Source organism: Caulobacter sp. P1_B12_2 (genome assembly GCF_056406675.1).
In genome coordinates this window covers 1-12,979 of sequence record NZ_JBFTZS010000080.1, presented here as the reverse complement: position 1 = coordinate 12,979, position 12,979 = coordinate 1, and the positions used below count along the sequence as shown (strand labels likewise).

General features: G+C 67.1%; 8 protein-coding genes. 2 read left to right on the top strand and 6 right to left on the bottom strand.

Going from position 1 to position 12,979, the window contains the following annotated elements:
* The 6 genes from AC1DZ6_RS07290 to AC1DZ6_RS07265 all read right to left on the bottom strand — a co-directional run.
* Positions 1-687 (bottom strand): FAD-dependent oxidoreductase (locus tag AC1DZ6_RS07290; protein WP_477096531.1); only part of this gene is annotated, 687 nt, incomplete at its 3' end.
* Positions 684-1,628 (bottom strand): aspartyl/asparaginyl beta-hydroxylase domain-containing protein, encoded by a 945-nt coding sequence (locus AC1DZ6_RS07285; RefSeq protein WP_477096530.1) that lies wholly within the window; start codon positions 1,626-1,628, stop codon positions 684-686. The genes AC1DZ6_RS07285 and AC1DZ6_RS07290, both read right to left, overlap by 4 nt.
* A gap of 3 nt (positions 1,629-1,631) precedes the next feature.
* The gene (locus AC1DZ6_RS07280) at positions 1,632-3,551 is read right to left on the bottom strand and encodes a tetratricopeptide repeat-containing sulfotransferase family protein (RefSeq protein WP_477096529.1); all 1,920 of its coding nucleotides are present in this window, start codon (positions 3,549-3,551) and stop codon (positions 1,632-1,634) included.
* Positions 3,548-4,177 carry an aspartyl/asparaginyl beta-hydroxylase domain-containing protein gene (locus tag AC1DZ6_RS07275; protein ID WP_477096528.1) on the bottom strand — a complete coding sequence of 210 codons (630 nt, stop codon included), beginning with the start codon at positions 4,175-4,177 and terminating at the stop codon, positions 3,548-3,550. The genes AC1DZ6_RS07280 and AC1DZ6_RS07275 overlap by 4 nt, the downstream gene beginning before the upstream one ends.
* A complete protein-coding gene (locus AC1DZ6_RS07270; protein WP_477096527.1) occupies positions 4,174-4,812 on the bottom strand; it encodes a sulfotransferase family 2 domain-containing protein in 639 nt (212 codons plus the stop codon). The genes AC1DZ6_RS07275 and AC1DZ6_RS07270 overlap by 4 nt, the downstream gene beginning before the upstream one ends.
* Positions 4,813-4,873: 61 nt before the next feature.
* On the bottom strand, positions 4,874-7,705 hold the full coding sequence (locus AC1DZ6_RS07265) for a TonB-dependent receptor (RefSeq protein WP_477096526.1): 2,832 nt from the start codon (positions 7,703-7,705) through the stop codon (positions 4,874-4,876).
* Between the two features lie 488 nt (positions 7,706-8,193).
* Here AC1DZ6_RS07265 and AC1DZ6_RS07260 point away from each other — a divergent pair, with 488 nt between their 5' ends.
* Complete coding sequence (locus AC1DZ6_RS07260; protein ID WP_477096525.1) at positions 8,194-9,954, top strand: Ca2+-dependent phosphoinositide-specific phospholipase C; 1,761 nt, start codon at positions 8,194-8,196, stop codon at positions 9,952-9,954.
* A gap of 140 nt (positions 9,955-10,094) precedes the next feature.
* Positions 10,095-12,884 (top strand): TonB-dependent receptor, encoded by a 2,790-nt coding sequence (locus AC1DZ6_RS07255; protein ID WP_477096524.1) that lies wholly within the window; start codon positions 10,095-10,097, stop codon positions 12,882-12,884.
* Positions 12,885-12,979: the final 95 nt, after the last annotated feature.

Sequence of the window (12,979 nt, the reverse complement as noted above, 5' to 3'; positions counted from 1 at the left end):
GGGCCAGGCCGGATCGGCCAGACGCAGCATCTGCAGCTTGCATCGCGTCACCTCGGCGCGAGCGAAGCTGTCGGGAAACAGGGTGACGAGGTCGTCGCCAGGGCAAACCACGATGGCTTCGGCGCGGATGACGCCGGCGGAGGTTCCCAAGCGTCCGGTCTCGACGCCGTGCACGGCGACGCCCCGCAGGAAGACCACGCCGTGGGCGGCCGCCAGCCAGGCCGCGAGCCGCGGGATGGCGGTGCGGGACTCCACGCGCAGGTCGACCTGGCTGGTCAGGGCGCCCAGCACCTCTCCCTGCCCCGGCAGATGATCGCCGAGGTCGCCGGCGTCCTGCCAGGCGCAGCCCTCGGCCATCTCAGTCTCTAAAAAGGCCTCCAGTACGGCCTTGGCCTCGGGACGGCGCGCGACCATCGTCAGGCCGCGCTGCAGCACCTCGATCCCAGCGGGACCGGCGATCTCGCTCCAGACCTGCGCCGATCGACGAGCGCGTCTCCACACCTCGCCCCTTGCCTGCCCCGTAACTGTCACGAAGCCGAAGTTGCGCACCGAGGCGCCGTTGGCCTGGGCGTCGCGGTCGACGACCACGACCCGCTTGCCGAGACGCGCGGCGGCCAGGGCGTGGGCCAGCCCCACGACTCCGGCGCCGACCACCGCGAGATCGAAGGTCTGTTCCAAAGTCGTCATCCTTCGTCCGCGACCAGATGCTGCAGCACGCGCTTTTCCAGCACCAGTAGCGCGCTGGCTTCGTTGGTGCGCATGACCAGTCCCTCGGCGAGCGGCTTGGCGGCCGCGTGCACGGCGCCGGCCAGGCGCAGGAACTCCGGTCGCGCCCGTCCGCCGACGCCATGCAGCGCGCAGAGCTGGCGCCAGTCGAGCACGAAGCTCTCCAGCAGCAGACTGAACCGCGCGGCGCGCGCCTTGGCTTCGACGGTGTCCGTGGCGGTCGTCAGTTCCGCGCGCAGGTCATCGACCAGCCACTGCACCTCGGCGGCGGGCATGACCGGCGAGCGCTGGTCGCCTTCGGTGAGCAGCGGTGGACTGACCCCGGGATCCCAGGCCAACGTCCGCCATTGCTCGCGGGGCGGCGCCTGTCCGCAGGCGAACCGCCAAAACGCCGCCGTGCCGGTGGTGTCCGCGACGAGGTGGATGCGCGCGGCGCTGGCCTTGTTCTCCACATGGTGCCGGCGCCAGTTGTCGAAGATCCAGGCCTCGCCGGCGGCCATGTGCACCGACTGTCCATCGCAGTGGAACCGCACCTCCGGCTGGGTGAAGACCGGGATGTGCAGTCGCACCCGCRTATGCCAGTGGTAGTTGATGTCGGCATGCTCGGGCACGCCCGCGCCCGGCGCCAGGCGCATCAGCCGCGAACGGCTCCACACCACGCCGAAGCCCGCCAGGACCTGACGCAGGTAGGGCATGGCCGCGAGCCAGGGCGTGGGCAGCATCTGCCCGTGAACCGAATCCGTCTCGTCCCCGCCGGCGCTGATCAATCGCGCCGCGCTGTTGCCGGGCAGGCGGTCCGGATGCGAGACCCAGGCCTGGGTCGGCAACGCCGCGACCTCGGCCTGCAGACGCGCCACGTCGAAGAGCACGGGGATCTGGAAGAAGGGGCGCGACAGCCGCATCGGTCAGTCCCTGTAGCCGGTCAAGGCGTCGCCTAGCGCGTCCCGAAGCGGCGAAAGCCAGGGTTCGTAGTGGCGCCATTGGGTGAGCCCTTCCCGACCGAGGGGCTGGCGCACCTGCTCGGAGCTGGGCGTGCGCACGCTGCGCCGGGTCTCGTGGAAAGTCAGGCAGGCCGGCTCGAAGGCCAGCCCGCAATGGTCCAGCATACGCCGCACGCCGTCGTCGAGATCCTCGACGACGGCCTCGTAGGACGCCCTCAGCACCCGCCCCGGCAGCACTTCGTCCCAGTGCCGCATGAGGTCGAGATAGGCGCGGTACTGACGGGCGATGTCATCGACGCCGTAGGTGAACTCCTGGTTGGTCGTGCCGAACAACTGCTTGAGGTTGCTGAAGCAACAGGCCATGGGCTCGCGCCGAACATCGATGATTATCGCTCGCGGAAGCATCAGGTGGATCAGGCCGATGTGCCAGAAGTTGTTCGGCATCTTGTCGATGAAGAACGGCCTGCCCATCCTGCGATAGGTCCGGGTTTCGGCCAGGAAGCGCTCGCCGAGCAGGCGGACGTCGGCGGCGGTCAGCCGCAGCAAAGCCTCGGGGTCCAGCGGCAGGCCGCAATCGCGATCGCGACCGCAGAGTTCGCCGGCATACCGACCGATCTCGGTCAGTTCCTGCGTGCCCTCCACCTGGGAATGGGAGGCCAGGATCTGCTCGATCAGCGTCGAGCCCGAACGCGGCAACCCCAGGATGAAGATGGGCGCTGGGTCGTCCGCGCCCCAGCCGGCGCGTTCGGCGAAGAACTCGGCGGTGAAGACCTGCTTCAGCCGGACGGCGCAGGCTTCCGCGACCTCCGGGCGATACCGGCCGGCGGCGCGCCGCAGCGCATTGCCGCGCTCGTAGCATCGCCACGAGGATGCGTAGTCGCCCCGATCCTCCAGCGCCTTGCCGAGGGCGAAACATAGATAGACGCGGTCCATGTCCTGGACGTCGGGCCGGGCTTCTGTGGCGCGCATGCGCGCGACGTCGTCGTCGGTGAAACGATAGGTCTTGAGGTTGGCGAGGCTGAACCAGGCCACGCCGTTATCCGGCCGCGCCGCCAGGGAGGCGCGATAATCCGCGACGGCCTCCGGCTGTCGGCCCGTGACCTTCAGGGCGTTCCCCCGCCACAGGCGCAGGTCGGCGACTTCCACCCCCGACTGAACCTGTCCAGCCAGCAACCGCTCATAAAGATCGATCACCGGCTCGTGGTCGCCCAGGCCGACGCAGGCCGCGCCGTACTGCTTGAGGTAGTCGCGATTGTCCGGGTCGTGTCCGAGCAGGCGCTCGGCCTCCCGCCGCGCCTGGAGGTGCTTCTGCTGTTGCAACAGCACCATGGCGTAGTCGAGCCGCGCGGCGTGGTAGTCCGGCGCGCGATCGAGCACCAACTTCAGCAACGCCTCGGCCTCATCGAGCGCGTCGCGCTCCTGGCGGATCCGCGCCAGCAGGCGCAGGGCGCCCACGTTGTCGCCGTCCTTGCGCAGGTAGTCCCGGAGGATCCCCTCCGCCAGAGCCTGGTCACCGTCGGCGAACAGGCTGTTGGCCACCACGACCTCCGAAGGCAATTGTCTCAGCGTGGCCAGATGCTGTCCCGCCGTGGCGGCCTGGGCGGCGTCGCCCATCATGCGGTGAAGCTGTTCCAGCATGTCCCAGCTCGCCGGCAGAGTCGGGTTAAGGCGCACCGCCTCCCGCAGCGCGTCGATCGCCGCCGGTGCGTCGCCGAGCAGGACATGGCAGTGGCCGCGTTCCTGGTACAGGCGGCTGAACCGGGGATGCAGGGCCTGCAGCCGCGTGAGCGTGGCCAACGCCTCCGGGATGCTTTGGCGCGCGCGCAGATCCCTGGCCTCCTGCAACAGGGCGTCGCGATCACCGTGCTCGGCGGAGGACGTCATCGCGCCGCGCCGGCCAACAGGAACGGCTCCAGCCAGCTCGGTTCCGGCTGGTCGGCGTCGTAGTACTCGAAGATCAGATGGATGCGGTCGGTATCGCCGTCATTGCGCACCCAGTGCGGGCCAAGGTTGTTCACCTCCACCGCCTCGCCCAGCGCGAAGTGGTGTTCCTCGCCGCCGAAGAAAGACACCACCCTGTCATTGGTCGACAGCGGCACGTGGATCTTGTGCGGCCACTTCGCCGCGGGGTTGGCGTCGATGTGCGGGTGGATCACCCCGCCCGGCGGCATCCTGGCCAGCATCACCCGCGGGAACACCCCGCGCCCATAGCCATAGTCGCGGACGGCCTGCGCCAGCACCGGCTCCAGCAGGCCCCGCCATTGGAGCCAGGCCGCGCGATCATGCGAGCCGCGCCAGTCGCGGGGGCTGTCGATGAAGCGGAAGACGATGTGGCGCGTTTCGCCCAGCGCCTCGAACCTGTTCGGCTTGCCGGCGTTCTCGGTGTCCCAGACGTCCTCGGGGATCGTCAGCACCACCGCTCGCAGCGCGCCGATATCCACCGGGCCGAGCTTGCGCACGCCCCTGGTCTTGCGCGGGTTGGCGATGGGTTCGAGAGGGACGGCGTTCATCGCAGGCCCTCGAAGGTGTAGCCGAACAGGTCCAGATCCTGTGCGTAGCGCGCGGCCACGCCCTCGATCAGAGGCTGGTCGTAGTAGCGGCGATAGTCGCCGTGCTTGCTGTCGTTGACGCGGTCCAGCGGCCGGGCGGCAATGCCGATGCGCGCGCAGATCGCGTCATACGAGCCCTGCATGTCCTCGACGCGGCCGACTCCGTCGGTCAACAGGGTCGCGCCATCCTCGCCCACCAGCAACGAAGCCTGCGACTGGAACAGGATGTGTTGCTCCGGCGGTTCCGCGAACAGAAAGTGGCGCATCGCCTCCCGTGGCTGCCGCTGGAAAACGTCGCCGCCGCGCAACATGAAGGCGCAGTACGAGACGAAGCGGTCGAACGGATTGCGCACGAAGGCGAACTTGAAATAGTCGCTGAAAGCCTCCTCGCCGAGGTAGGGGCGCACCTGCCTCAGAGACAAGTGGCCATGCCGGATCGCCGCCAGGTCCTCCCACGGGAAGCGCTTGTCGACGAACAGCCCCACCTGCTCGACGTCCTCGTCGCCCAGTTGCTCGCGCAGAGCCTGCCGCACGGAATGGGTGCCGGTCTTGGGCACCGCGGCGAAGATGAAACGGTGGCGATGGGAAACGATCATGTTTCGGGACACACGGAAAAGACGCCCCACCGCCCGAAGGCGGTGGGGCGAGCTGCGGTCGTCAGAACTTGTAGCTGAGCCCGGCCATGTAGGTCGTGCCGCTCTGGGTCTGGTTGTAGAGGTAGCGGTTCTGACCCCAGAACTGCGTGTCCTTCTGGTTCGTCAGATTGACCGCATCCAGCGAGACCTGGAGCTTGTCGGTGATCTTGAAGAAGGCCGCGGCGTCCACATAGGTGGACCCCTCGAAGCCTCGTGTGCTGGCGCTCATGACGTCGTCGCTGCGCCCGGAGTACCAACGGGTGCGATGGTTCAATGAACCCCGCAGCCCCCAACGATCGGTCTCGTAGTAGAGCGTGACGTTGTAGCTGGTCTTCGAGATGCCGGTGAGCTCCGGGGGCGTGTCCACATAGGTGTAGTTCGCCACCATGCCCAGGTTGTCGAAGGGCGCCGGCAGGAACGAGAACTGGCTCTGCGCCGCCAGCTCCACCCCGGTCAGCTTCTTCTTGCCCGCCACGTTCACCGGCATCGAGAACTCCGAGACGACGGTGTTGGCCGTCGCGCCCGGGATCGTGCCGAACGGCACGCCCGTCTGGCTGAAGGGGACGTTCTCGAGGTTTTCCGAGCCGATGAAGTTCGTGATGTTCTTCTGGAACACGCTGGCCGAAAGCAGGCCCACCTTGCCGAAATAGTACTCGACCGACAGGTCCAGCGTGGTGTCCTCGTAGGGCTTGAGGTTGGGGTTGCCGCGGGACGCGGTGATATCGCAGTTGTTCTTGCCGTCGGCCGCGATCGTACAGGTTTCGTTGCCCTGGAACGCGCTGCCCTCGGCCGCCATCGAACCCAACCCCGGACGGTTCACGTTCTTCGTGGCGGAGAAGCGCACCAGCACTTCCGGCGTCAGCTCCAGCACCGTGTTCAGGGCCGGCAACACGCCGTCATAGCTGCCTTCCACGTCCGTCGTGCCCAGATAGGCGTAGCTGTCGCCCTGGATCCATCCGGTGCTGTGGGTGTCGGTTTGATAGCCGCGCAGGCCGATATTGCCCCGGAGGCGCTTGCCGAAGAGGTCGTGGTCCCAATCCAGTTGGACGTACTCGGAAAGGGTCTCTTCCGTGGTCTCGTAGACGTTCTCGATGTCCTGGAGCGCGCCGCCGGTCCCGTCGGTGTTGGGCCCGAACCGGTGGTACTCCTTGTACTTCGCGAAGGCCTTGTCGTAGTCGCCGATCAGCCACGAACCGGATTTGTTCGTGAACACCGAGGTGATGTCGGCGACGGACGTGCCCCGCGTCTTGGACCGGGTTCCATTGACGTTGTCGTCATAGAAGACGTCGCGGCCGCCTTGCGAGAACTTGTGGTAGGCCACGCCCGCGCGCAACGTCAGTTCGTCGGTCAGCTCGTAGCGCGCGTTCAGCACGCCTTCGCGCAGCTCTGATTGATTGTTGAAGCCGCGATAGTAGAACGAATCCATGGCGTAGTTGGCCGGGTTGATCGGATCCCAGCCTGGATACTGGAAGTCGGCCGACTGGCCGTCGGCGCCGTAGTTGGCGATCAGGTTGCCCTTGGCGCGCATGTAGAGCTTGTCGTCATAGGGCGTCTCGTAAGTCGACTTCTCGTAACCGACGTGCCCGTCGATCGAGAAGCGATCGGAGAGGTCCCACTTGCCGGTCAACGCCACCTGGTTGAAGCGGTTTTCGTTCAGCGATCGGCGGTGTTCGCTGCCGAAGGTCGTGCCGGTGACGTCGGTCTTGGTGACGTAATTGTTCTTGTCCCACGCCAGGTCGTTGATGACCGAGCCCTTCTGGAAGGCGGCCGGCCAGACGCCGCCGGCCGGCGCGTCGAACGCGATGGAGCCATCTGAGTTGAGCGGCCGCGTGGCCAGGTGCAGTTCGTCGCGGTGGGTGGTGAACTCGCCGTGCAGGACGTCCAGCGTCAGCAGCAGGTTGTCGACCGGCTTCCACTGCACCGCGCCCGTCACGCCGAGGCGCTCCATCTTCGAGTTCCAGGAGGAGATGCGGTTGCCGTCCGCGAAGTACAGGTCGCCCGACAGGAACTTGGCCTGCTGCGCGGCGCTCAGGTGGGAGATGTCCAGGCCGGCGGCGACCATCTGCTGCAACCGCGACGCATCGGGTTGGTCGTAGTTGTAGGTGTTGTGGCCCTGCTCGGTGGTCTGGCGCTTGCTGTAGGCGACCGACACGGCCACGCCGAACCGGTTGTCCCAGTTATAGCTGTACAGCGCGGCGATGCGCGGTTGTGTGTCCTTGGTATATTCGTTGGTGCCCAGTTTGAGCGACAGCGCGCCCTTGGCGCCCGGCGCGTAGTCGAAGGGCTTGCCGGTGAACAGGCCGACCGTGCCGGCCATGCCCCCCTCGTTTTGAGCCRCCTCGAAGGTCTTCTCGACCTCCACCTTCGAGAAGAGTTCCGAGGCGAAGATGTTGAAATCGAAGGCGCGGTCGCGCGAGCGCTGGCCCCGGCTATCCTGGGCGGAGTCGACGTTGCCCAGCACTTCCATGCCGTTCAGCTGAACGCGGGCGAAGTCCGGACCCAGGCCACGCAGCGAGATGCGCCGGCCCTCGCCCGCTTCACGGGTGATCTGCACGCCCGGCAGGCGTTGCAGCGATTCCGCCAGGTTCAGTTCCGGGAACTTCGCCATGTCTTCGGCGACGATGGCGTCCTTCTGGATGACGGAGTCCCGCTTGATGGCGCGCGCATCGCTCAGAGACTTCAGGTAGCCGGTGACGACCACCTCATCGACCATATTACCAGAGGCCGGTTCAGCGGAGACTTGCTGCGCAAGAGCAACCGATGAACTGGCGCCGGCAACCAGCACCGAAACCGTGGCCAGCAAAAAGTGCTTGAGATCCGGACGCATCGCCCGATCAGGATATCGCTTCGACATGAGTGTTCTCCGCCCCAACTGGTATGAACCAGTCGCTTAGAGCAGCTCGCGGCGACACCTGCGTGACAATGCCCTAGCTGGCAGCGAAAATTCATTCCGCACGGACAACGACAAAGCGCCGAGCAGTGAGCGGCGGTCAGCGAAATCGGGCGCCTGCCGATCTCTGACCAGCCGTCGCCGTCGAAGCGTCGCAGCATGACGCCCCCGGAAAACATCTCCCCTCGGAGGCCTTTGGCTCATTTGCCAGCCTAGGACCCGAGGGCAGCGTCACAGCAAATCTGAATTGCCATTTGGACTATACCAAATGAGACGGCGAGGAGGCCGACGAAGGGACCGCCGTCACGCGGCTTCCGGGCAAGGCCACGGATCGCGACACACACTCGCAAACACATCTAGGAAATTATTCCTAGATTCACACTCTAAACGGCCGCCAAGAAGCAATTGTCACGACTCTTCTCTAGCCCTGCTGGATTCCATGGAGGAATCTCATGCTCGGCCCGTCGCTCTTCGCCCTGCTCGCCCTCGCGCCCGTCGGCGCCGCCCAGCCTCTGAAGCTGAACGATATCGCCGCCGTCGGCACCCACAACAGCTACAAGCTGGCGGTGCCCGCCGACGAGATGGCGGCGATGGTCGCGGCCGCCGGGCAGGCCTCCCTGGGCCTCGACTACGGCCACCGTCCGCTGAACGAGGAACTGGACCTGGGCGCGCGACAGTTGGAGATCGACGTCGTGCGCGATCCCGACGGCGGCCGCTTCGCCAGGCCGATCACCGCGCTGGGCGGCGGCATCGTCGCCTGGCCCGCCTTCGCCAAGGCCATGGCGCAGCCGGGCTACAAGGTCATGCACATGCCCGACGTCGATTTCCGCTCGTCGTGCCTGACCTTCATCCAGTGCCTGACCGTGGTGCGGACCTGGTCCAAGACCCATCCCGACCACGCGCCGATCCTGATCCTGATCAACGCCAAGGAAGGCGCGGCCAGCCTGCCGGGCGGCGTCTCGGCCCTGCCCTACGACACCGCCGCCTTCGACGCCCTGGACGCCGAGATTCGCTCGGTGTTCTCGGAGGCCGAACTGATCACGCCCGATCAGGTGCGGGGCGGCAAGCCCACCCTGCGCGAGGCGGTGCTGGCCGGCGGCTGGCCGACCTTGGACAAGGCGCGCGGCAAGGTGTTCGTCGCCCTGGATGAGAGTCCCGAAAAGGTGGCGCTGTACCGGGGCGGCCGCAAATCGCTGGAAGGCCGAGCGATGTTCGTCAACACCGACGAAGCCGCGCCGGACGCCGCCTATCTGACCCTCAACGATCCGATCGGCCAGCGCGAGCGCATCGCCTCCGCCGTGCGGGCCGGCTTCATCGTCCGGACCCGGGCTGACGCCGACACCTGGCAGGCCCGCCGCAATGACGTCTCCCAGCGCACCGCCGCCCTGACCAGCGGCGCCCAATACGTCTCCACCGACTACATGCAAGCCGATCCGCGCTTCGCCGGCGGCTACTCGGTGCGGCTGACCGGCGGCGCCGTGGCCGTCTGCAATCCGGTGCGGGCCGCCGAGCGTTGTCCGAACGGTCCACTGGAGGCCCTGCCCGGCGCGCCGGCCGAGGGCTATCTGGCCCCGACCGCCCGGCCGGACCTGACCAGGATCCTGGCCGCCCCACCCGCCGCCGGCTCGCCTCGCGCCGTCGCCGACGCGGCCATCTTCGACCAGAGCCGGGTCCTGAAGGACAGTCCGCGCTGGAAGCTGGCGACCTCGGACGTCGACGGGTCGGTGTTCGATCACTTCGCCGACGCCCTGGGCGTGCGCCTGACGCCCGCCTCGGCTCCCGTCCTGGCGGCCCTGCTCGACCGGGCCGGCGAGGATCGCTCCGTGGTCGGCGTCGCCAAGACCCACTGGTCGACCCGCCGTCCCTACCTCGACAAGAAGGACGCGCCGATCTGCGAGGCCAAGTCCGATCACCTGGCCGGCAATCCCGACTATCCGTCCGGCCATTCCGCCCACGGCATGCATGTGGCGATGATCCTGGCGGAGGTGGCGCCCAGCCGCGCTGACGCGCTCTATGCGCGCGGCCGGGAATACGCCGAGAGCCGTTGGATCTGCGGTTCGCACACCGTCAGCGCCACCGAGGCCGGCGTGCAGTCGGGCGCGGTGATCTACGCCGCCGAGCACGTCTCGCCCTTCTTCCGCCAGGACATCGAGGCCGCCCGCGCCGAGGTCGACGCGGCCCTGGCCAAGGCCCCGGCGGCGGCTCGGCCGTGAAGCTTTCGTGAAATCCGCGTCTCGCCGCTGAGGGGGCGATGGGGGCCGTCGTTGATCGGTTCGGAGGGGCGCGCGCGCCGGGTTCAGGCCCGACGCGCGGCGACCGTCGGAACCCTGACGATCCGCGGAGATCAACGAACATGCATCGAATGAAAGCCCAGAGCGGGCGCACCGCCCTGCTGCTGTCCACCGTCGCCGTGGCCGCCCTGGCCGCCGGCGTCGCCCAGGCCCGGCAGGCCGCGCCAGCCGACACCACCCAGGTCGAAGAGATCGTCGTCACGGGTTCGTTCGCCAACAGCCTGAAGGACGCCCTGCAGTTGAAGCGCAACGCCGACGGCGTCAGCGACGCGGTCTCGGCCTCGGACATCGGGAATTTCCCGGCCGTCAACGTCGCTGAGGCCCTGCAGCGGGTGCCAGGCGTGTCGATCTCGCGCGAAGCGGGTGAAGGCCAGTTTGTCAGCGTCCGGGGCCTGGGTCCCAACTTCCAGGCCGTGACCCTGAACGGCTCGCCGATCGCCTATAACGAAAACATCCGCAACTCGGACCAGAGCGGTCGCCAGTTCCAGTTCCGGGTCATCCCCGCCGACCTGATCTCGGCCATCGTCGTGGCCAAGACCCCGACCCCGGACATGATCGACGGCGGCATCGGCTCGAACATCGACATCCGCCTGGCCAAGGCCCTGGACACCGACCCGTTCGTCTCGGCCCGCGCCTTCACCCACTATGAGAACCGCACCGAGGAGAACACCCCGAACGGCTCGCTGTCAGGCGCCTGGCGCAACGCCGACAATAGCTTCGGCGTGGTCGCCGGCGTTTCGTACCAGACCCGCGACGTGCAGTTCGATCGCTTCCAGAGCTTCGGCTACACCAAGCGCGTGATCAACGGCCAGACCGTCAACGTGGCCAACGACATCACCCTGACCCTGGAGCACGAAGAGCGCCGCCGCCTCAGCGCCATGGCCGGCCTGCAGTGGAAGCCGATCGACAATCTGTCGGTCACGCTCGACACCCTGTACTCGAACTTCAACAACAAGATCGACGAGAACCGGATCGGCTTCGAGTGGGGCGGCCGCGCCGACTTCACCACGCGCCTGGTTCCCGGCAGCGCCGTGGTCAAGAACGGCGTCCTCTACGGCGGCGCCATCAGCGGCGGCCGCGTCAGCCGCAACGCCGAGTTCTCCGAACAGACCCACGAGAACATCTTCGTCAAGCTGGCCGCCGACTACGCGGTGGGCGGCTGGACGTTCAAGCCGTCGATCAGCCACTCCGAAGCCACCAGCGGCCTCGACACCCCCCTGCAGCGCCTGGAAAGCCGCACCGCAGACAACGCCGCCGGCCTGACCTACAGCTTCGCCTATGGCGACGACCCGGTCGGCGACAGGACGGTCGCCTCGGTCACCACCAACCTGAACCTGCTGAGCCCGACCTCGACGACCTTCTCCAGCTATCGTATCCGGCCGACCAACTCGACGGACAAGGACACGACGGGCCTGTTCGACCTGTCGCGCACGCTCGACTTCGGAAGCGACGCCTTCCGTCTCGGCGACCTGCGGATCGGCGGCCAGTACACCGACCGCAGCCGCGACTATCAGCGCCGCGACCGGGTGATGACCGCTCGTCCGGGCGTGACCGTCGACGGAAGCTTCCTGGACTACCGCCTGAACTCCAATGTCTTCGACGAGACGATCCAGAACGGCATCGGCCCGTGGATGAGCTTCAACCGCGGCAAGTTCATGGGCGCGTTCGTCGTCCCCAACGGCGAATACGACGGTACGGACCCGCAGTCCGACGACCTGGTCGCCACCGGCGCCGACAAGCAGCAGTCCTATTATGTCGGAGAGGAAGTGCGGGCCCTGTACGGCCGCGCCGACTTCGAAAGCCTGCTGGGCGGCAAGTCGGTCTCGGGCAATTTCGGCGTGCGCTGGGTGTCAACCGACACGACCGTCAAGGGCACGCTGCTGACCGCCACGACCGGCTCGAACGGTGCGGTGACGACGGTGATCACGCCCAAGACCTTCAACGGCTCTTACGACAAGTTCCTGCCCAGCGTGAACGTGAAGGTCGACCTGACCGACCAGTTGCTGCTGCGACTGGCCGCCTCGCGCAGCCTGACGCGTCCGTCGCTGGCCGACTTGCGCACCGCCACCGTGCCCAACAGCTCGCTGATCTCGGACGTCTATGAGCGCGGCCAGCTGGCGCTGGACCAGGCCTCGGCCAGCGCCAAGGTCGGCGTCGGCGGCAACCCGGAGCTGATGCCCTACACCTCGACCAATTTCGACGCCTCGCTGGAATGGTACTTCAGCAAGTTCGGCGGACTTTCGGTCGCGGCGTTCCACAAGGACATCAGCGACTTCATCGGCGCGATCGCCCGCCCCGAGACGGTGGTRTTCTCCACCCGCGCAGGCCAGACCCTGACGTCGGACCTGTTGATCACCCGTCCGCAGAACATCGGCGACGCCAAGATCTCTGGCGTCGAGTTCGGCGCTTCGTACAAGCTGGACTTCGGTCTGGGCGTCGCCGCCTCGGCCACCTTCACCGACAGCGAGGGCGAGATCCAGACGGCCGCGGGCAAGACCAAGGCCAAGCTGCAGGGCGTCTCCGACACCAGCTACTCGATCAGCCCGTTCTTCGAGAAGGGCCCGTTCGAGATCCACTTCAGCTACACCTATCGCTCGGAGTTCGCCGCCAACGGCAACATCAGCCCGGGCTCGAACGCCGTGACCGATCCGAACGCGGCCATCCTGGCCGACGGCTTCGGCTCCTGGGACGTCGGCGCCTCGTGGAAGCTCAATCCGCAATTCCAGGTGTTCCTGGAAGGCACCAACATCACCGACCAGCGCCAGGGCGTGTACCAGGGCAACAAGGACCAGTTGTTCCAGATCCACGAGTACGGCCCCAGCTACAACTTCGGACTGCGAGCGACCTTCTGATCCGTTCGATCGACATCCCCTCGGCCCGCGCCCCCTCCTTCACCGGAGGGGGCGTTTCCGCGCGTCTGGGCGGGCCATGCTGATGACCCCGCACT